General features: G+C 51.6%; 15 protein-coding genes and 1 pseudogene. 12 read left to right on the top strand and 4 right to left on the bottom strand.

Annotated features, from left to right (window positions below; genetic code table 11):
• The first annotated feature begins 140 nt into the window (after positions 1-140).
• From VFO10_RS05255 to VFO10_RS05245, 3 genes are all read left to right on the top strand, one after another.
• Entirely contained in the window at positions 141-1115 is a 975-nt protein-coding gene (locus VFO10_RS05255) for a hypothetical protein (protein WP_325137780.1), read from the top strand.
• A gap of 270 nt (positions 1116-1385) precedes the next feature.
• Complete coding sequence (locus VFO10_RS05250) at positions 1386-2834, top strand: hypothetical protein (RefSeq protein ID WP_325137778.1); 1449 nt, start codon at positions 1386-1388, stop codon at positions 2832-2834.
• A 228-nt stretch (positions 2835-3062) separates the two neighbouring features.
• Positions 3063-6425 carry a hypothetical protein gene (locus VFO10_RS05245; RefSeq protein WP_325137776.1) on the top strand — a complete coding sequence of 1121 codons (3363 nt, stop codon included), beginning with the start codon at positions 3063-3065 and terminating at the stop codon, positions 6423-6425.
• A gap of 73 nt (positions 6426-6498) precedes the next feature.
• Here the strand turns inward: VFO10_RS05245 and VFO10_RS05240 are convergent, their stop codons facing one another.
• Positions 6499-9375, bottom strand: a complete 2877-nt coding sequence (locus VFO10_RS05240) for a response regulator (RefSeq protein ID WP_325137774.1) — start codon at positions 9373-9375, stop codon at positions 6499-6501.
• Between the two features lie 887 nt (positions 9376-10262).
• Here VFO10_RS05240 and VFO10_RS05235 point away from each other — a divergent pair.
• Complete coding sequence (locus VFO10_RS05235) at positions 10263-11453, top strand: hypothetical protein (RefSeq protein WP_325137772.1); 1191 nt, start codon at positions 10263-10265, stop codon at positions 11451-11453.
• 167 nt (positions 11454-11620) lie between these two features.
• Here VFO10_RS05235 and VFO10_RS05230 read toward each other — a convergent pair whose 3' ends face one another.
• Both VFO10_RS05230 and VFO10_RS05225 read right to left on the bottom strand, forming a co-directional pair.
• On the bottom strand, positions 11621-11908 hold the full coding sequence (locus VFO10_RS05230) for a hypothetical protein (protein ID WP_325137770.1): 288 nt from the start codon (positions 11906-11908) through the stop codon (positions 11621-11623).
• Between the two features lie 652 nt (positions 11909-12560).
• Entirely contained in the window at positions 12561-13082 is a 522-nt protein-coding gene (locus tag VFO10_RS05225; RefSeq protein WP_325137768.1) for a hypothetical protein, read from the bottom strand.
• 449 nt (positions 13083-13531) lie between these two features.
• On the opposite strand from VFO10_RS05225, the gene VFO10_RS05220 reads away from it, so the two are divergent.
• The 5 genes from VFO10_RS05220 (at position 13532) to VFO10_RS05200 (ending at position 18679) form a co-directional block, all read left to right on the top strand.
• Entirely contained in the window at positions 13532-13906 is a 375-nt protein-coding gene (locus tag VFO10_RS05220) for a hypothetical protein (protein ID WP_325137766.1), read from the top strand.
• Positions 13907-15047: 1141 nt separating this feature from the next.
• A complete protein-coding gene (locus tag VFO10_RS05215; RefSeq protein ID WP_325137764.1) occupies positions 15048-15824 on the top strand; it encodes a M48 family metallopeptidase in 777 nt (258 codons plus the stop codon).
• A gap of 319 nt (positions 15825-16143) precedes the next feature.
• Positions 16144-16380 carry a hypothetical protein gene (locus tag VFO10_RS05210; RefSeq protein WP_325137762.1) on the top strand — a complete coding sequence of 79 codons (237 nt, stop codon included), beginning with the start codon at positions 16144-16146 and terminating at the stop codon, positions 16378-16380.
• A gap of 286 nt (positions 16381-16666) precedes the next feature.
• The gene (locus VFO10_RS05205) at positions 16667-17038 is read left to right on the top strand and encodes a hypothetical protein (RefSeq protein WP_325137760.1); all 372 of its coding nucleotides are present in this window, start codon (positions 16667-16669) and stop codon (positions 17036-17038) included.
• A gap of 120 nt (positions 17039-17158) precedes the next feature.
• Positions 17159-18679, top strand: a complete 1521-nt coding sequence (locus VFO10_RS05200; protein ID WP_325137758.1) for a phospholipase D family protein — start codon at positions 17159-17161, stop codon at positions 18677-18679.
• Positions 18680-18741: 62 nt separating this feature from the next.
• On the opposite strand, the gene VFO10_RS05195 is transcribed toward VFO10_RS05200, so the two are convergent.
• A complete protein-coding gene (locus VFO10_RS05195; RefSeq protein ID WP_325137756.1) occupies positions 18742-19152 on the bottom strand; it encodes a hypothetical protein in 411 nt (136 codons plus the stop codon).
• 148 nt (positions 19153-19300) lie between these two features.
• Between VFO10_RS05195 and VFO10_RS05190 the strand changes: the two are divergent.
• The 3 genes and pseudogenes from VFO10_RS05190 to VFO10_RS05180 form a co-directional block, all read left to right on the top strand.
• Positions 19301-19402 (top strand): annotated as a pseudogene (locus VFO10_RS05190) (IS6 family transposase); the annotation flags it as partial.
• Positions 19403-20015: 613 nt separating this feature from the next.
• Positions 20016-20441, top strand: coding sequence for a transposase (locus VFO10_RS05185; RefSeq protein ID WP_325137754.1), 426 nt, complete (start codon positions 20016-20018; stop codon positions 20439-20441).
• 2 nt (positions 20442-20443) lie between these two features.
• Positions 20444-20708 (top strand): transposase (locus VFO10_RS05180; RefSeq protein ID WP_325138029.1); only part of this gene is annotated, 265 nt, incomplete at its 3' end.

The raw sequence follows: 20708 nt of genomic DNA, 5'->3' as shown, positions 1-20708 counted from the left end.
GCGGGATTGATAGAGAAAATCGTCAGCCTGAAGCCCGCTGTCGAAGTCTACGACAGCGCACCGGGTCTGGTACGTGTCTTGCTCCTATAGCGGATACCCGTTTCACGTTTGGATTTCATCAGTGGAAAAGGAGACTCTTGATGCGTTTGTTTACGGCTCTCGTTCTGTTGGCAGTTGTCGGGATTGCCTGTCAGAAAAAAAGTTCTGAAGAAGAAGCATTTCAGTCTACGAAACTGTCCGTAGGCGTTGAAGAAATAGATTCTTCCCTAAGCCTGAACACATACAGCCAGGCATCGGCAGGCTATGTTACCAAAGCCGATCTTTGGTGCAATGATAAGCTGAAATCCAGCTTGGACTTCACGGCTGATGAACAGTCCATTGAACTCTTTGCCTCTTTAGAGAACTGTGAACTCCGCCTGACGGAATTCGTTTACGGCAAAACCTTCAAGATTGGCAATCTGTTTGCTCCGGGAGTCTATGAGTTTGAACTCCGTGATCCCGCCAGCAACCTCGTGATCGACAAAAAACTCGTGCGATCCATCCAGCCTATTCAGGTGGCGCCGAAGAGCAAGTGCTCTGAGGGCTGCGAACTCAAGGAAGTCCATGTAAAGTTCCCTCATAGCGTTCTGGATATCAAGAAGGAAATCCTGGTCAATGACATCACAGTGAATGAGCTGTATGCCAGTCTTGAGAAGGAACCTGCGCCTGGCTGCGATTCGCTGAAGGCTCGCTTCGTTGAAAGCGCGGATCTGATTACTCCGCCTTCGCTGGAGATCGTACTCAAGAACTGCAAAAACACCATTGGGTCAGGGGATCTGGAATTTGCTTTCGGACCCGTCGTCCTGAATCAGAACGGCGATCTTCCCAGTGCCATCAACATCACGAATGTCATGAGCGCTGTGGATAACTTCCCGATCATTCCCACGCGGAATGGCGACGATTACACCATAAGTCTCAGCTTCGAGCAGCTTCAGGATCATTTCAAGAATTTGAACGTCAGCACGATCGAGATCCTGACCTTTGATTTCGCTGTTGTCATCCGCAACAAGCTTGGAATCTCGGGGCTCGTTTACTTGATTGACAATCAGTGCAAAGTTAAGTCCTCAAAGCCTTAAGCCTCAGCTTTGCAAAAAAGAAGGCCTCTTGAGTGTTCAAGAGGCCTTCTTTTTGAGCTGGACCAGGGGAATAGCCTGTTCACATGACGATCGGGAGCTATTCAAAGCCTATAAAAAAAATTATAATGATCCGCATATCAACTGTTTGACATCAAGACCGGACCCATCATGTTCATCGTTATCGTCTTGCTCCTTATGCTCACTGAATCGACGGCATTTGCTGCCAGTAAGGCGCCATTGGCGAGTGTTTATGATTTCCAAGGGGAAGTCGTGGTTTTGAGAAATCCCGTGCGGCAGAAACCTCCAGAATTCGAGCGCCGGGTCGAGGCTCAAGTGCATCAGGCCTCATTCTATCTGGGTTGGTACTGGGAGGCTTATCCAGTCCGCAACTCGACCCAGCTATTCTATGGTGACCTTGTAAGCACTTCGGCCCGATCTTCAGCTCACATTCGGGTTCAATCCCGTCATGAAATCAGGCTCTCTGAAAATACGGTCGTTCAATTTGTGCCGAATTTCATGAGCCTGCTCGTGGCTCAAGTGGCCAATCCTACCGTTTACGTCATCGCAGGAAAAACCCGAATCAAAGTCAATCCTGATGTGAATTTTCGCAGTTTTACCGCTCGATCATCGGCCATGGCTATGGACCTCAGGAAAGCCGACCTGCTTGTCTCCGTAAAAGGCAAGATGACCCAGGCCATTGGGCTTGATGGCGATATTTCCGTGCGCAAGGTTTCAAGGGAAAGCCAGCAGTCCTATTCGCAGTCTCTGGATCAGTATCGAGGTCGAAACTATAGGGAATTGAGCAGGCTGACAGCGATCCAGCAAAATCAGCCCGAAAACGGGGTCCTGGAACTCAAAGCCGGGAGCAAGGCTGAAAGTTGGGAGGCTCTAAATCAGCAGGATTTGAGTAATCTTAATCGTGTCCTGGGGGCTGAGAAAACCAAAGCCTATTTGGAGACTGCCGATCGCTTTGAAGCGACCGCGATACGTGAAGCGGAATTGGATTTCTATATTGACCTTTTGCCTGATATTGAAACCGTGATGGAAAAGATGGAGTTTGCCAATATCAGTGAAGGTGATATGCAGGAGGGGTTTGATCTCGGCGCTGAAAGCCAGGCTATCGAGTCTGACCAGAACAAAGAAGCGCCTCGTATAGACCAGGATGCTCCTCTTTTTAATTTCTTTTCGATCCATCTCGGTTATGTCAACAGCATGAATGACTTCAATGGGCGGCATTCTTTTGAGGGGCGTTCCCTGGCGCTTGAGTTGGAAATGCGACCGTTTAAGTATATCTACACCTATCTGGCACTTTCCAGTGGTGTTGCCGATACCAAAGACATGGCGAATTTTCTGGGCCAAGGTCCGCCTCAAGCTCTGAATTCGTATTCGCAGCTGGCTGGGGGTGTGGGGGCTCGGGCTGTTTTATGGAAGAATCTCTCCCTGTCGATCGGGGCGGGCATCATCAACATCCAGAAACTCTCCATTCAATACGAAGACCTTCCCGCGAACGTGAATCGAACGTATACGATTTCGCTGGACCCAATTCCCGTCGCAGAGCTTGGGATGTCTGTGAATTTCGTTGGGAGCTTGGAGCTCTTTCTCCGCTATGGCCTGGGGTCCAGCTTCGCCACTGTGGAAGCGAAGGACATCGCCGACGACTATAAATCCAGCGGTTCATTTTCCTATGGGACGATCGGGCTTGGTTGGAATGCCCAGTAGATTTCCAAGGTTCGAGCCGGCTTTCAGCTGCCGACCCTTCCCGCCGCAATAAAGCATCACCTTGGGTGTCCTGCAGCCTAAGCGTCAAAAATTTGACGCAACTCAATAATCGTTAACTCTGCAATTCTCGATAATCGAATAAATTCAGCGGGTTAATATTCGGCCAGAGGCTTGCAAAAGCTCCAACGGCGATTGATTTCCCTGCTGTTACCGTGGAGCCGAAAAACCATGCTACGTATCCTCGCCTTGCTCAGCGCCTTTTCCCTTGTAATTCCTGCGTGTGATAAGAAATCCGGTTCCAGTTCCGGGCCGACACCCGCTCCTGACAATGTTCCGAATTCTCCGGCAGATACCCAGGTTTTCCTGAAAGATTTCACGTTCCAATTCCTGGCTCCCGTCCAGGGACAAGCCTCCCAGGATGTGGAGTTGCGATGGACCACCAATGCCAAACAATGCGCCCTGTCGCTTAGCGATCGGACTTACGATGTCAGCAAGCAGGCCAGTATCGTGGTCACCCTCTCCGCGGACAGCAAAGCTGAATTGACCTGTGGATCGGCTCGTGCACAGCTGAATATCGTCCTTCCTCCCAAACTTTCCCTCGTCCATTTCACCATAGAACCTGGCGCAGAGGGTGAGGTGATCACATGGAAAGCTTTGAGCGCCAAACATTGTCAGCTGATTGATACCGCGAACGGATTGGATCTTCGGAATTATCCAGCAGAAGGTTCGTACACTGTTACCACTGCTCGCGCACCTCTCAAAGTCACCCTGGAATGTGAAAGCGCATCAGGCTCCAGAGTGGCGTCCACCCTGGATGTGGCGACTCAGATCAGTCCTTCAAGTCGCTTGAGCATCGAGAGTTTTACTGGCCCTGCTGAATCCCTAAAAAAGAAGAAAAGTGAATTGAAAGTCGATGTTCCCTTGCAGTGGAAAGTCAGTCATGCCAAGGAATGCCGTCTGGCGCAGGGCAGCGAAAGCATGGCTGTCAATGCCGAGTCCTCGGAGCAACGCGTCTCCCTTGCTCCGGGAACTGTTCAACTGGAATGCCTGGGATCGCGCTTCCAGAGGGTCAGTCGCCAGCTGACAATTTCCACGAGGGCCGAGCTTGAGCTGGTGGCCTTCCGTGGACCTGCAGAAGGTTTTTATGGGAGTTCGCGCTTCGATACGAGTCGTGTCACTCTTCAGGTGAATGGCGCCCAAAAATGTGAAGTCAAAGCCGACAATGCCAGTGCCACTCAGTTCGTTGATCGCTCGGAACGTGGCAGTGAACTGGAGAAAGGTATTGAGCTTCTGGTCTACCTGAATCAAAGCACAAAGTCGCTCGTCCTGAATTGCTCCAATGAATTCGGTGAGAAACTGCAGCAGAACCTTGGTATTGAAGTAAAGCCACGCGTTGACGTGATCAAATTCCTGGCCAGTCCTGGCACCATCAAGACCCGCTGGCTTGAACCTGGAACGCACAAGGTCAGCCTCTCCTGGTCTGTGGAGAATGCGGAAAGCTGCGAGATCCTGGTGGAGCGCGGACGGGAATGGGTTGTTCTGAAACAGCTGAATGCCAGCATGAATACCGGCGAAATGGATGTTGATGTCAAGCAGGAGACCCATTTCCGGATCAGCTGCAAGGACGGCAATAATCTGACCGCTTACAACAACGAGATCGTGCGCTTTGAGTATGCCCCAGACTTTTCAGTTACGGCCACAGCGAGTGAATTGAAGATCAACGCCGCCGGCTATGAGACGTGTTCGGTATCCATCAAAGACCTTGATTTCAAGCGTAGTGTTAATGCCAATGAGAAGCGCGTGATCTACTCCACCGTGCGTTATCCACTTTTGACCGTGGAAACGGACATCCAAATCTACTGCACGGGGTCCAATGTCCCAAGCCTTGAAACTTCGGTTGCCTATGTATCCGACCCGCGGTATGTGCTTCTGCGAAACGCGCAGATCCAAGCTGACCAAATCAGCGTCGACGCCGTCTGGGAGCTAGGTTCTCACAGCAAGGGCTGCAAGATCCTCAAGGTTGATGGCACAGGATCGCAGGCTCCATCATCGGTACTCTTAAACGATATCGCTCGCAAAGGGCGCCACACGCTTCGGGTTCCTTTCGATCTTACGACTCGATTTGAAGTTGCGGTGGAATGCGACGATCCCAAAGCCGAACGTCTCGCCGATACGATCGCGCATCCTGTTCAAGTCTGTGAAAAATCCAACTGGAAAGTTCGGCTGGGCTATGATCTTCCCAGGGTCCTGGGTCTGGCCTCGGAAAGCCTGATGAAAGATATGAGCTGTCAGGATATTTTCGATCGCTTTGTTGCGCTGAAAATCATGCCGGACAATGTCAAACTCCCGAAGCCTTTGCCGAGCTTTCTGGGGTCCGTGACGACCGTGACTCGTGCCCGTTTTGATGGTCGCGGCACTAGCGGTGTTCCTCTCGGTTATTTCGCCAATGCCACCAGCGTCGACTATGACACGAGTCTTGGACGTCTCTCCGGATTCAATTCCATTCTGTCGCTTGAAAAATTGGAGAGGCTAACAATGAGATGGGGGTACAGCGATGAAATTGACCTCCGCTTCCTGCAGCGCAAGTCGCCGCGTCTTAAATCGTTTGCCCTTCTGGGGGATTCGAGAGCGACCTACGTGACGAAATTGGATAGAATTCTGAGGGGGCTTGAGCTTGAAGAGTTGGCACTGGAAAACCTGCAGATTGCTGAATATAGTCTATATAGCTTGACGCAATTGCCCCTGAAGAAGCTACACATCAGGAACCTTGAGTGCAAGGAAAGCGCCTTTAGCTATTTTGACAGTTGTCTGAAAAACATTACTGTGCCGGATAAGAAGATCCCCCTCACTTCACTGGTCACATCGCACCGGGAAATTGATGATTTGGAAAAGCTGCTTGATCTCTCGGCCCTTCAGGAGCTTGAGTATTATAGGCAATCCTATGATGGATACATCACGCGGCCGCATTTCGAACTCTACGCGAATCTGAAGAGTCTCATCATGCACCATGAGAATTCGATTCGATTTGTCCCTGCGGGTGCATTGAGCCAGTTGAAATCCTTGACATTGGACGCTCAAAACCGCGATGAAGCGCTTGATATCGCTGATATTGCGACCAAGTTCCCGGCGCTTGAATCCCTGGGCTTGAAGATGGCCAGCATCCAAACTTTGAACTCAGTCTGGAAGCTGAAGCTTGGGGAATTCAGTCTGAGTAGCAGCACGGTGGAAAACTGGGATTTGCCTTTAAATGAAACCCCCTATGTACTGCCTGTCTTTCACATGAATGCTGAGCTCACGCTCCCCGCCGAGGGACTTTTTGTTCAAACATTGATTTCCGAAAAGACCCCGACGAATATCCTTCCAGCTGGTGTCGTTCAAACGTTGGATCTTAGTGGAACTGGTGAACTCCTTTGGACGGAGAAAGGCCTTTCCCAGCAGTTCGGACAGGTAAAGACCATCCTCCTGGCCCCGGAAATCGCGGAAGGGATACGGGATCGCGTCAAGACCTGCGAAATCATGCGCGTTATGAAAGGGACGACTTTGGTTTATCCTGAATTTGAACCCCTATGGGCAGCCTGCGAAGGCCGCTAATGAAGCCAGGCGCCGGACATCCGTGCGGCGCCCAGGGTTAGCTCATGGGATTCATTATTAGGAGCAGCTCGCGTTACACCTTGGCTTTGATATGCTGTCTGACCTGTTTTAACAGAGAATCCCGATTGATCGGCTTCGTCATGAAATCATTGCATCCTGCCTGAATGCATTTGAATCGCACCTCCTGCGTGGCATGAGCCGTGATGGCAATAATCGGGCCCTGATAGCCCTCGGAACGCAGTTGTCGCGTGGCTTGATATCCATCGACGTCAGGCATTTCAATGTCCATGAGAATCGCGTCGAAGGGCGTAGCAAGGGCACGGGAAATACCGAGTTGAGCATTCTCAACGCATTCGACTGTCGCACCGATATTGCGCAGAAACAGGTTCAGCAGGAGACGGTTATCCTCGGCATCATCGACCACTAGAATTCTGCGGCCCGCGAGACTCTGGGGGGATGTTTGCGTTAACGGACTCTTCATGTGAGGCGTGATCACGGCTTCCGAAACTGGCAGTCCGACTTGAATGGTCGCTTCAAATCGACTTCCTTTGCCGATAGCGGATTCTGCAAGGACGACATCTCCACCGAGCATTTGAGCGAGGCGGCGGGACAAGGCCAGACCGAGACCCGTGCCGCCGTAGCGACGAGACGTTGAAGCGTTTGCCTGGCTGAAAGGCTTAAAGAGATGCTGGGCCTGTTGGGGACTTATGCCGATACCGCTGTCGGTAATGGCAAAAGTCAGGGTTTGGAAGGACGGAGCGTCCCCCATTTGCGTTGCAGGCGCGCGAACCGTGAGGCTAACCCCACCTTTTTCAGTGAACTTTAAGGCATTCCCGAGAAGGTTGATTATGATTTGAGTGAGCCTGGCCGAATCTGTGATGATCCGCTTGGGGACATCCGCATCGATCGTGACATGAAGCTGCAGACCCTTGTCGTCCGCTCTCTTTCTTAAAAGCTCTATTGCATCGAATATCACATCTTCCAGAACGATATCGCGTTTCTCGATCGTGAGATGTCCCGACTCAACTTTCGAAAGATCAAGGATATCATCAAGCAGCCTGGAGAGATTGCGGCTACTCCGATGGATGATTCCGGCGAATTTGATACGATCGTCACGAGTGGCGGCAGGAGCCAGCATCAGCTCTGAGAAACCCAGGATGGCTCCCATGGGGGTGCGGATTTCGTGGCTCATATTTGCCAGAAATTCAGTTTTGGTATGGCTGGCAACTTCCGCAACCTTCTGGGCCGCCTCAGCCGCTTCTTCAGATTTCCGTAGATCGTGTTCAATGGATTCCCGGCGCTTCACTTCCTCGTTGAGTTCTGCGACCGTCATGGCCAGACTATCCTCGCGAAGGCGCGTCTTGGCCGCGAGCCGCATGACGGTATTGACCAGCAAGGCCATCAGCAGACCTGAAGCGAGCACGAGGAAATAGAGGTGGTTGCCATCCGGAGCTGCCTTTTCGATGCCCGGTCCTGAAAAGAGTTCCACTTTCCAAAGCTGATCATAGATCGGTACTGTTATCGTGCTGAGGGTATGATCGAAAGAGATATTCGCCTGCTGCGTTTTATAGAATGTGACGTTGTCGTTGGCAATACGGACTCCATATCCTGCGGCTTCTGCATCGTGTATGGCTTCTTGAATGATCCTTTCCATGCTGATACTGCCGACGATGATTCCTGGAGACGATGATTCGCAGCCAACCGGGATGGCTATCATCATAGTGCGACCTGGTTGCGAACCTCTCCAGGTTGAAGAAAGTTGCGGCTGGCAGGATAAACCAGGGATCTGCGATTGGACGCGCACCAGGCTATCATGAGCATACGCCTCGCTCACGTCAATTTCAGGCGCGACCTGGCCCCCTGCAGTCCACGCCGCCAGGAGCGTATGACTGAGCCATGCCACATGGATAAGTTCCGGCATGTCAGAAATGAGTTCATGGGCTTCGGCCTGCCATTCCTGCTTGGATATCCGATCACGCGTGCTGGTCATGCGAAAAGTTCGCGTAGCAAGGCGCGAGAGAGCATTGACGGGGGGTGTGATCCCGGCGATCACTTCATTTTTAATCTCCTGTGCCGTCACTTGAGCGTTGATTCTTTGCAAGTCCAACGTTCTGTTATAGACAGCACTGGCGATGACGATAGAGCCGGACAGGATAAAAAACACGAGCGGTGCTCTTAAGCAGAACAACAAGGTCCGGCCACGACTCAGGTCTTCTGCGCAAGTCCATGCCACCTGGCAAAAGCCTATGATGGCACAGGTGAGGGCCGAATTGAGTGACATCCGCGCGATGGCGCCGAGATCATAAGTGGCCTGAATATTCAGTCCATAGCCAATGAGGGCCAAGGATCCGAATGCGGCCGCGATGGCTCCCGCTGCGGCAATGAACTCCTGAATCGCCTCACTCGGCGGCCGCTTGACGTTTCGGACTGCACTCAGAAAGAGGGATAGTCCCAGGAACACGAACGCGACTGCCGTATTTGGGGAGGTCTTTTCTGTATAGCTCAACCCAAGGGGAGAGAAAAACGAGAATGCGACTGTCTCTATCCCTGTTGAACTATCGGTTAGCCATTCGTATATGACCGTCAGACCAAGCACCACTGGGGGGACGCTGCAAACAGCCGACACCGGCTTCCATGGTGTTCGAAGGAACAAGAGGCCAAGTCCCAGTATTATAAAAGTAATACCAGAGTTGTAAGACTGAGGCGCGAAATTCGGGTCCCATCGAGAAAGAAGAGGGCGCTGGAGATGCCAGCCCAGAAGGGAAATGACGCCGATTCCGATCCCGAATGCCCCGGCTATACCTGGCAGCAGCTTAAAAAGTATGTGAAGCCATTGTCGTTCGCGGTCTTTAAGCTGGCGTCGGCGCATTTCCATGATTTCAGGGAGGCTGGTGGATACTCGCCTCGCAAAATGATGCTCGGGGAGTAGTACGTTTTTCAGAGCAATCATGGTTTTCAAGTTCCCGTGTTTTCAAACCTTGGGCAATCGAGCAGCTGTTCCGTTTTCCAGCAGAAAAACAGAAAATCTTAACAAACTATACATAAGCTCGTTCAACTTTAAACGCAATGAGTTCTCATGGAGCTGGAACTTTTCACACAGCAGTTGTTAAATAAAACCATTCGACTATCCAATACACTGAGCCTGGACGCGGCCAAACGATCAGGTGGCAAAATCTCATGGCATGGTGGATCAAGGCAGGGCCGTGAGATCCGATCGAATTTTCCATTGGGCATTCCAGCGGATGCTCGAAGACTATCGCCGACATGAGCAGAGGGCGTCGTCTCAGAAGGCCTGCAATTTTCCGCTGGCAATCACGCCCTGCAGCCTGTGTTTTCCCAGATTTCGCCGGAGTACTATTCGGGGTCAATGTCATCCTGCTTGAAGAGAAAAACAGTGAACGTTTCGATGAAGTGAAGCGCACAGTCACGCTTTCAAAGTCACCAGGGAGTCCAGTTTCTGAGCGCTTTGGATTGCCGCGCTGACTGAGGATTACTGAGTCCGCCTGCGGTCTTCACAGGCGGAAACTGCAGCAGAGCGTCACCACATCGCGTAGAATGGCCTGCCCTGCCGCGCAGGACGCGCTTCCATTTAGAGAGTCGCGCTGGGGACAAAACCTCCGGCGTCGGCGTCAGCGGCGATGGCTGATCAGTGGCCCGGCGTTCCTGGAGGCGTCTGTCTCATTCTATAGCGCTTTTACTGGCGACCAAAATGGGCTATTTTGAGTGGTCGACTTACTTTTTCATGGCGTAAATGCCGTTCCATTGCATCCGCTTATAAAGGCAAGTTCATTGATGGGTCAAGCCATGCAAAATGCTGCGATTTATGGAGTAGGGCTGGTGCTTGTCCTGTTAACGAAGGACGGTGAGGCGCGCTGGAACCATCATAATGCGGACACGCTTGATCGAGTCACTGGCCTTGGTGTCGAGTACTACAATGACATTCTCAGCTACCGGGATCCCTCCAGCTGGGAAGTGAATTGGTCAGGGACGCGCGTGGGTTTTCGTTCGGCAGCCGGAAGCCTCAACAAGAAGGAATTTCTCTATCAGCAGAGCCTCAAGCTGAGAACGTCGGAGGATGACCCTTGGCAGCTGGCTTTCACCTCGGATCGCAGTGAGGAGCCACGCAGTATACGCAGCGATTCGGCCTTGGAACTCTCTTATGGGGCTCAGCAGAATGGTTGGCGTTTCGGCATTCTCGCGGACGGCAGTACCGAAAAGTCTTTTGCCGATCTTGGAGTGAAGCTGGATTATCAGCCGGTTGAAGGTTTTCAATGGCAGCTCATCGCTTGGTCCGTGGACACGTTCTATAATGAAAAAAAACTCCAACGCGAGAATTATCGTACGCGCCATCCCTGGTCGTGGGAATTGCTGGCTTTGCAGACCTGGAGCCGTTCGACTTTGCGTTTGCAGCATAAGCAGGATCAGCCTGTGGACTGGCACCTGGTCAGCAAAGATCAGCGTTATGCCTATCAATGGCAGCTGACCGATCTTTACTGGCAATACAACATGGCTGAAACCAAGGAATTCTTCGTGCATCTGACACAGGTTCGGGAACGGGAATCTCTGGAAGCTCTTTCACGCCCGACGCGGCAAGGATATCAGGATATTCGTTCAACCCTGGAATTCGGTCAGCGCATCAGACTGGGCCAGGAGTCGGTATCGTATGCACTGTGGGCTCTTGGGGAGACGACGCAAAAGCAGCATGTCCTGGATGAATCCGTTCTGGACGATCAAATGGGGCGTTATGAAGCGGCTCTGCTGTGGAATTGGAGCAGACCTTTCTGGGAAGGCCTGCATCAGCAGCATTGGGGGCTGACAATCAATCAAGTGAATGTGGATGAAGAAAAACACGAGCATTCCACTGAAGTCAAACTAAACTGGGGACCTGATTTTGCTTTGGGCCGGCATGGACGCATGAGATTGACTTCAACCTGGGATCTGGATCAGATCGCCAGAGACTTCCCTTTTACCAGGCATGGTTTCCATCCCTGGGGCGGGGGGCAGGCAAGCTTTCTTATGACCTTTTAAGCTGCAGAAAATTCCGAGCCCCGGGCGCGAGTTTGCCTGTTTCAAGGCGGCAATCGTGTCGGCTGTGAATCAGGCTCTTGCACAAAAATAGCAAGAGAAAGAGGCCTATCGAGTCTCTTTCTCTTATTGTGTTCTGTCATGCCTGCGTAAAGTATGAACAAAGTCAATCAATGCACTGATGATCTTTGCTGAGCTTCCAGAACTTTTTCAAGCGTAGCGATGATCCGCTGTTCTTGATTCGAAATGATAATGGATTGATTGTTCAGGATCGTATCCAACTTTTCCTGGTTTCTCAAGATACGGTCTTGATTGGCTAGAATAGTGGCCTGGTTCGATAGAACCTTGTCGACCTTTTCCTGGTTACTCAGGATGCGATCCAGATTGGCAAAAACTTTTTGTTGCGAGCTATAGGTATGGGCGCTCTCACTTGGATTCTGGATATTCTGATCGGGCATGATGGTTTCCTCATTCGAAGGTTTAGCCTATGATTTTTCATAAGAGAATCGGCGCTACAATTCAACACAGGGATTTCCATATGTCGGGAATGACTATCCAAGGTTAATCTTATAGGCAGCTGCGGCTGGTCGCTGGAGCTCGCCGCCTCAACGTTCTGCAAGGCTTCAGGGATTTCTCCTGGCTCCTGTCGGGTATTGCATGAAAAAACATCGTTTCGTGGCATCGATTGATACCACGAAAAGCGATGGGGATGCTTTGTTTTAGAGTCCGCTCGGCTATTTGGTGAAACAGATGCTCAACTTCGACGAGTCACAGCCCGGATACGAGGAAACGTTGTAGTACTGGTCACCGTCGAAACATTTGCACTCCGTGTTTTCGCACTGCACAGACAGGTTTTTTGCGTCACATGTCCAGGTCGCTGTGCATTTTCCATTCTCGTTCACCACAACAAGCCTTTGCTCCAAAACCTGAGTGCAAGACTGCTCTACCAGGTTTTGCGAAGCATAAAGGGACGATTCCCCAGGGCTGATGAAAAAAAGGTTCAGGAACAGAGTTAAAATCAAGTTTAATTTCAGCATAAGTATGGCCTTTAATACTAAGCATCTTCTTCTGGATAGGGAGATGGACACGAGCGTCCATCTCCAGGGAGGTTCAGCCGCCCACCGCAATAGCTTCGGACTCTGCGATAGCAGTCCCCACGAAGGTCATGGCGATGGAGATGGATACCGCGACAGCAGGGCCCCCGGTGCTGACAGCGAGCGAGCTGGATTTCGCATAAGCTTCACCCAGGACAGCTTGGGCGATACTTAGGGATTTGGCAATAGCAGCGGCTCGGGACGGAGAAATTGCAGTGGCGGATGACAGGGCGAACGCTTGCCCCAGGCTGACATTCGCTTGGGAAAGTGCCCGTGCGATCGCCGGCCCCCCCACGCCGACAGCCATGGCATTCGCTTTGGAGATGGCCACGCCGAGCTCGGCTCGGGCCTTGGCGATGGATTCAGCGATCGCGGCTCGTTCCACATACTCGGTGCTTTCATCTTGAACAGAGGCGTTCTGATTGTCTTCCACATAGTTGAGATCCGCTGCCATTCCTTTGGAAGTCGCTACAGTCATGGAAAAGCAGACGCCCATAAGGGTGAAAAGCAGGCTCTTGGGAATTCCATTCAAGCTCATATGATATCCTCCTTGTCGTGTTCAGCAGTGATTCTTATATGAAAAGAAAAGTCTGATCTATTCAGATAATACCTGAGCCTTAAAGGCGATCAATTCTATGAATAGCGGATTTCCTTGGCTGCCGGCACTTTCACGGAGCATAGGGAATTTTGAGATGCACGCGCGAGTCGAGAAAATTTTCTTAACTGCTCGAGGTTCAGAAAACTCTTCGTGAGCGCGTATTAGGAATGGGACAACAAGTAAGGCTGCTCAGAAAGCAGGCGGTCTGCATTCCGACCTGGTCTCCATGTTCCGACTCTTGTGCTTGGAAAGGATCAAGGCATTCTTGAACTGCGTGACATCCACCAGATACTGTGTTCTCCTCTGCAAAGACTGACATGGGTCGTGCTCTGCCTGGCCGGCTTGTATGGATTTCGCTGGTCTATTCGAATGGGGTTGGGAAGAGTTCCGTGACAGCAGCTTACAATCCTCTCCCTGGAAAATCTTTCACAGTGGATTACACCAACGATTCGCCAGCCCCTGGAAGACTGCGATTCTTGAGCGACCTTGTTGCTTATGACTACGATGACAACGCGAACCGGACCATGGAACTTCGTCAGGGAAAATCGGTGCCCGTGAAACTTGAAGTCAGCCTTACCGACAAGCGGAGCGTATTCACTGATGCGACATCGCAGGCCACGATTGAATACAGCAAGTCAGATGTGGTCGCAATCAAAGACCGGGTTTTGACAGCTCTCAAACCAGGCAAGGTGGACCTCGTCGCTCGATATAAGGATGCGGAGGGCGTGAGATCAGCAGGAAGGTCACTGTGGACGTGCCGGTGAAAGGCGTTCGCACAAAGGCCGAAGATGCCGAGTTGGAAACGCTCTATAAAGCAGCGGCCGTAGCCTTCGCAAGGGCTTCTGTGGAAGATTATTCTTCGGGCGGAATCTGGAGCAACCAGAGTTTCGGAGGACTGCCGGTATCTTGTGGCGAATCGGGTCAAGACCTACGAAGGTGGATCGCTAACGAGCAGCGATGACTATACCTACGATCTTGATCTTAGGGATCTGACTAGTGCCAAGGATACGGTGAAATTTTCAAGCGGCCATTGGCTTACGCATGCCGCTGCATACAGTGCACGACCGATTGCTGTGAAAATCCAGAGGGCGAAATACTTCTATTCAGGGGAAATCATGTCTACGGAAAACTCGGCAAGCTTTGCAGGCCCCGTGGAAATACCCTTGAACTTTGCCGGAAAAGTCCGTTCGAGTAACGGGGAAAACGCTGAATCAAGTGTTTTTGAGTATGTTAACGAGGCTCGCCTCCAATACTCTGGCGCATTTTGAAAATCTGCTTCAGCATCCGATCGGGAAGGACGGGCGACGGCCGCGAGTCTTGAGCGTATCGCCCTTGTGAAACTTACGGATGCTTAAAGGCGGCAGGGGCGTACCCCTCGATCTTGCCGCTCTGCAGATCGAAAGCGGTTTCGTTCCGGGGAACGATAGAAGCATCGATTTCCCTGGTTCCGCGCGCGCTGTTCCGTGTCACAGCCACAGCCTGCTGAATCGAAGATGAGCGCAGGAGCGCAGCCTCCACTTCACCCAGCAAAGGGCCTCGCCGCTGAGATCGATCTCCACGACATCAAGGAGGCGATCCGCAGTCTTCATCACGGTCATGCCGTCCTGAACGACGAAGTTGGATTGGAGCATGGGATGCCGGCGGACGATTTCTTCAAAGGCCCAGGGCAGTGCCTCAAGATGCCTTGGTCCTATGTTGAGTGCAGAGGAAGTATCATCTTCTCGTTTCGCCTGTGACTCTTTGTGGACGAGCGCCGATCCCCTCTGCTTGTCAGGTACAGCGGCCGGGGCTACGTGCAAGGTGAACAGGAAACTAGCACGAAAGTTGCTTCAAGTTCGGATGGGGCGAGTAATGCCAGCTTGACCTTTTGCCAACTCAATCAGGTTCTTTTGAGGGATGATCATCATGAAGCGGACTTTTTCTATTCTTTGCGCTGCGGCTCTTTGTTTTGGCTGCGGTCAATCTGCAGATTCCAAACGACCTCAGCTGCTCCTTATTTCTGATGAAGAAATGAACCAGATGGGCACGGACGCCTACGAAGAAATTCTGGCGGAGAGTCCGGTGTCGAACGACCCGCGAGAGACCGGTGAGATTGTTGAGGTTGGCTCGGCGATTGCACAGGTGAGTGGGAAGCAGGATTATGATTGGCGCTTTTCTCTCCTGCGCGATGATCAAGCCAATGCCTTCTGCCTTCCGGGCGGCAAAGTTGCCATTTACACAGGTCTTCTGCCCTACGCTCAAAATAATGCGGGTCTTGCTGCTGTGCTCGGGCATGAAGTGGCTCACGCTCTGCTTCGTCACTCGGCCGAACGCATGAGCGAACAACTGCTGCAGCAGGGGGCTCTGTCTCTTGTAGGCCTGACCTATCAAAACTCCGCCTATCGGGATTTGATCGCAGCGGCTCTCGGGATTGGTTCCGAGGTTGGGATCAGTTTGCCGTTTAGTCGTCTGCAGGAAAAAGAAGCCGATCGGCTCGGCCTCCAGCTCATGGCGAAGGCGGGCTATGATCCACGGGAGGCCGTGAATCTTTGGAACCGCATGAGCGAAGCAGGAGAGCGGATGCCCCAGATTCTCTCGACGCACCCCGATCCCAAAAGTCGCATGGAGGACTTGCAAAAGCATATGCCGGAAGCGATCGAGCTCTACAATCAGTCCAGCCATAGGCCTACGATGCCGCTCTGATCAGTGTGTCCTCTTCTTTGGGCGCCCAGCATGAAAAGGACGGCGATCGAGGCAGGGCAGGGTGTGTCCTGGGCAGGTCATTGCAATGGCCTCGCCGGAGCCTTTTGAGCGGTCTATATACCCAAGCAAAACTTGCCTAATCCAATATGCGACAATAGTCTTAAGAGAATATATTTCACATACTCTATTGAATTGGGAAACCGTGAGCGAGCATCTCTATATCGTCGTTATGCATCGTCGATCTCCGAAAACTCAGGTCTTCGCGAACGAATGGGGCAGCCAGGGTCGACTGCTCAGTATCCACACGAATGAAGTCGTTATGGAAGCAGCTGAAGCAGCGCAAAAGCAAGGTTCCCGGGTTTTTATCTATGAAGCAAGCTGTCCCAAAAACATGAAGAGCCACATTTCGCAGGAAGTTAAAATTGCAAGTGTGAATCGTGGTGAAGGTGTGGTGGTCTTCGGGGATCACAAGCTTGTTTTCTTCAAGCCGCCTTTCAAAGCGACCATGGGAACCTTTCGAAAATGGTCACCTATCGAACCGGTTGAACGATTCTAAACCAAATTCAGAAGTCAATTTCAGATGGCAAGAGAATATACGGCCATCTCCCTCTCCGACTTTCCCTGTCGACAACTCCATGCAATCCCGCTTTGCCTCCATGAGGTGGCGCGTATTGCGATCCAGGGTCCTGCTCGAGGCATTCGTAGTAAAATCCGTCATCAAGATGAAATAGACAATAATTTACATAGGCACCTTTATAAGATTCCTCACATCGATGAATTCATGGCATCTGGGTCTTAAGCCGCAACCCTTCCCTGCGACCATTCCCCGAGGTGACAAGTCGATGATCGTTCTATCCACCCTGTTCATTCTCCAAACTCCTAACGTCCTGGCAGACGAGATGCGTCCTGCCGATGATTCTTTCTTAAAGTTAAATTTGCTTTACAGCCAGCAGGAACAGGGTATCATTGCCACCGAAATTCTTGCCCTCAGCTTGGTCCGATTTGGTCGTCTTGGTTTGAGCCTGGCCAACACTCATTATTATGTTCGCGACTTAAATGACGAATCGCAAAGTATGCACCTCGATCAATATGCGTTGGTGTGGAGAAACGAAGACGGTCTTTTGAGTCTGAATAATGCTCTCCTTTATCGAAACTTGGGTTTTGTGTCATCAACTCGCGAGCAGCCTCAAGTCCAGCATCGGCGTCGGCAGTGATAGATTGCGGAGCAAACTCAGCTGATCAGCATAGTCCTACCCACGTCGAACCCATACTGAGTAAGCTTGAGTGTTGACTATTATCCCCTTGTTATCCAGTGTCTCAAGGGGGTTTTGAATGTGTTGAAATTCTGCAACCGCCTTTCCATCTTCTTCTGCCTTGTGGGATGCCGGACGCTTCCTTCTCTGGATCAGCGTTCAGTTTCGACTGCATTTCGTGATACGGATTCCACAGCCATGGGCCAAACGATTGTTCCTCTATCAGCCCGTCATGAGGGGAAATCAGGAATCTATTCCTTACGCCAGGCAAGGCAGGCTTTCGCGGCCCGCATACTTTTGGCTCAAGCTGCGGAGCGGAGCCTTGATATTCAGTATTACATCTGGCATCAGGACACGACGGGAATCCTGCTCTTGGAGAGCATTCAGGCCGCTGCCGATCGCGGCGTTCGCGTGCGTCTGCTCCTCGATGACAATAATACTTCCGGAATGGATCCCCTTCTTAAGGTCCTCGATGCTCACCCCAATATTGAAGTTCGCCTCTTTAATCCTTTCCTGATCCGAGGTCCAAGGTGGATGGGCTATGTTACGGATTTTCGGCGCTTGAATCGGCGCATGCACAACAAGTCTTTTACCGCCGACAATCAAGCCACCATCATCGGTGGGCGTAATGTGGGTGATGAGTACTTTGGCGTCACTACAGATATGCTCTTTGTTGATCTCGATGTTCTCGCGGTGGGGCCCATAGTGAAAGATGTATCCAAGGATTTTGATCGTTACTGGGCGAGTCAATCGGCCTATCCCGCGAACCTGATCCTGGACGATGAGCAGCCTCAAGCTGATATCGCAGCGACTGCAGGGAATATAAGGAGAAGCGCCGAGGCGCAGGATTACCTGGATACCGTGCGCAGTTCAACCTTTGTGCAGGAGCTGAAGAACGGGCAGCTCAATCTGGAATGGGCCGGCACGTATATGGTGAGTGATGATCCTGCCAAGGGTTTAGGCAAAGCACCACCGAAATCCATGCTTCTGCAGCGCTTAAGGGATGCGATGGGCCCGGTGGAACAGCGGATGGATATCGTCTCGCCTTACTTTGTGCCGACGGATGATGGCGTGGACGCCTTCGCCGCGCTTGCGGCCCAGGGAGTTAAGATAAGAGTCTTAACGAATGCCCTCGAGGCTACTGATGTGGCCGTTGTTCATGCCGGTTATGCAAAATACCGAAAACCACTCCTGCAATTGAATGTCGAGCTATACGAGTTCAGAAACGCGACGCCACGCATCCAAACGGAGGGAATAGGGAGGGGAAGCTCGCAGACAAGTTTACACGCCAAGACAATGGGGATTGACGTGAATCGGATTTTTATTGGGTCGTTCAATTTTGATCCGAGATCGGCTGATCTGAACACAGAACTCGGCTTTGTGATAGACAGCCCCAATCTTGCCAGGGATATTCAATCGGTTTTCGATCGCAGAATCGATCATCAGGCCTACGAAGTCCGACTTGCCGATGATGGAGGGCTCTATTGGATCGGACTACGAGACGGCCGTGAAGTCAGACTTGATGAAGAACCTGGAACTGGATTTTGGCTGCGTTTGGGTCTTAAGATCATGTCCTGGCTTCCCATCGAATGGCTCCTTTAACCCAGTGCATCCCTATCATGCGCCTGCCCTGCGTCGATCCCCAGCCTTCAAGCCAGCCTCTCTTAAAGCTTCGTTTTTGCCAGTAAGGAAAGATCCGCATCAAATTTCAGAAGATACCCATGCCAGACCACAAAAACTGCACCGTCCGATACTTTCAAATCAGGCATCAGGCCAGCTGCAGCCATTCCACTATCCGGAGTGGGAACCAGCTCATCCAGAGCAACGTCCCGGCTGGTTTGAAGGCTGGGGCTCAACTTCTGCAGACGCCCTTGAATCAGGGTATAGATCGTGTCACCAGCCACTACCCACTGGTTGGCCATCATCTCATGATGAGACTTCATCATCTCCATCATGCTATCCATTTTCTTTTGCATCTGAAGACAGGCGTCCTGCTCTCCCCCCTGAGCCATGACCGGCATCAGGAACAGAGCCATCATACCGGACAAACGCATAACACTTCCTGCCTTTGCCATGAGAACCTCCCGGTAAATATTGGACCTTTGCCGATGTGTCTCTTCTACAAAAATAGGCTGCAGGGAACAATCCATAAAAGCATGGAATATAAACGAGTGGGAGGGAGAACCTTCATAGTTTTACGAGTCGCCTGCCTCTATGTTTATCGTCCGCTGGCATCTAAGCTACAAGCTGAGGTATCGCGATTTGGAGGAGATGGCCGCGGAAAGTGGGCTTGAAGTCGACCATACCACGATTTACCGCTGCGTGAGGGATGCTGGACAGATCTGCTGGGAATGCCTGCTGCTCCGCCCGCTCGGGCCGGGGTCAAAATGCGAGTTGTAGCTGAAGATTGGTGCTGAGTGGCCTGGAATGGGCTCGCCTGGCTCGGCGGGATTTGCATCTGCGGCAAGTTATTTTTGTATTTTGTGAGCTTTGTCGGGTCAGTCTGCTGCATTCACAAGGCCTGGTTCGAATAAGTTATGTGGTTTGGATTGCCTAGAGGCTGGGCGTACTCAATGTCCCTTAGCTCCCTTCAGTGGCAACGCTCGACTCTTGGAACTTGGTTGGTACGGTTTTGCTTTTTTTACAAAGGGATGCCTTGCATTTTGAGACTTTTTCTTCTGGAAGCAAGTTCTTCGCCTATCCTAGGGATGAAGGATCATCCTTTATGTTATATAAAGGATGATATATCATCCTGGATCCCCGAAACTCTTCCCTGTCGTCATGACGAAATCCAGGTCTGTATTATGGTACAAGCGTAGATCCCGTTTCACCCTCGGGTAAAATTCTTCAATTTGCCGGATTTACAGTCAGGCCAAAGGAGCGTAAATCGTTCAGCAGCATGCCCCACGGAAGGGGCTGCTTCAGGCAGGATGCTGACATGATGGATCGCGTGGTTTTTCAGGACCGGAATTTGTCGTCACTCGGTGGTTTGCTTTTGTTCAACGAGCTGCTTGTGGGCAGCCGGCTCCATGAGCGTGTTGGCGAGGCTCTGCCTCGCCAGCGGATAGCCTCCGGCGCCTCAGGATTTGATAAATTTCGTGCTCTTTTGCTGGGCTTTTTGAGCGGAGCGGAATGTCTGGAGGATATGGACAATCTTCGTACGGACCCCATGTTTCGCGAGGTCAATGGCTCCCTGGTCGGCTCGACAACATATGGCGATTATCTGCGCAAATTTTCCGGATTTCAATTGCAGCGTTTGAATCAGGAGCTCTGCCGTCTGGCAGGGGAATTTCATATCCGCAGCCGATCGTCAGAACGTTTGAATTGGATATTGATTCGACGGGTCACGAGCAGCATGGCGTGAAGATGGAGGGTCTTGCCTACAACTACAAAAAAGAGTGGGGCCTGGATTCCATTGAAGTGTTTGATCAGAAAGGTTTCCTCCACTACCTGAATGTGCGTGAAGGCAATGCGTTCACCGCCGATGATACTCCCTTTGTGATCAGTGAGGTGGCTCGCCACCTCCCACGACAAGCGGTTCGCCGCCGGCCTCTTTTGCGAGCGGATTCGGGTTACTGCAATAATGCTGTGTTTCAAGCCTGTGAGCAGAATGGCTTTGGGTTTCTGGTGG

Source organism: Oligoflexus sp. (genome assembly GCF_035712445.1).
Classification (GTDB): Bacteria; Bdellovibrionota_B; Oligoflexia; order Oligoflexales; family Oligoflexaceae; genus Oligoflexus.
The sequence above is the reverse complement of the archived record's forward strand: the minus strand, read 5'-3'. Positions and strand labels throughout refer to the sequence as shown.

What these genes read in the sequence shown, in the direction of transcription:
- VFO10_RS05255 (WP_325137780.1), top strand. Translation starts at nt 141, where the DNA reads ATGCGTTTGTTTACGGCTCTCGTTCTGTTGGCAGTTGTCGGGATTGCC.
- VFO10_RS05245 (WP_325137776.1), top strand. Translation starts at nt 3,063, where the DNA reads ATGCTACGTATCCTCGCCTTGCTCAGCGCCTTTTCCCTTGTAATTCCT.
- VFO10_RS05240 (WP_325137774.1), bottom strand. Translation starts at nt 9,375, where the DNA reads ATGATTGCTCTGAAAAACGTACTACTCCCCGAGCATCATTTTGCGAGG.
- VFO10_RS05230 (WP_325137770.1), bottom strand. Translation starts at nt 11,908, where the DNA reads ATGCCCGATCAGAATATCCAGAATCCAAGTGAGAGCGCCCATACCTAT.
- VFO10_RS05225 (WP_325137768.1), bottom strand. Translation starts at nt 13,082, where the DNA reads ATGAGCTTGAATGGAATTCCCAAGAGCCTGCTTTTCACCCTTATGGGC.
- VFO10_RS05215 (WP_325137764.1), top strand. Translation starts at nt 15,048, where the DNA reads ATGAAGCGGACTTTTTCTATTCTTTGCGCTGCGGCTCTTTGTTTTGGC.
- VFO10_RS05210 (WP_325137762.1), top strand. Translation starts at nt 16,144, where the DNA reads ATGGAAGCAGCTGAAGCAGCGCAAAAGCAAGGTTCCCGGGTTTTTATC.
- VFO10_RS05205 (WP_325137760.1), top strand. Translation starts at nt 16,667, where the DNA reads ATGATCGTTCTATCCACCCTGTTCATTCTCCAAACTCCTAACGTCCTG.
- VFO10_RS05195 (WP_325137756.1), bottom strand. Translation starts at nt 19,152, where the DNA reads ATGGCAAAGGCAGGAAGTGTTATGCGTTTGTCCGGTATGATGGCTCTG.
- VFO10_RS05185 (WP_325137754.1), top strand. Translation starts at nt 20,016, where the DNA reads ATGATGGATCGCGTGGTTTTTCAGGACCGGAATTTGTCGTCACTCGGT.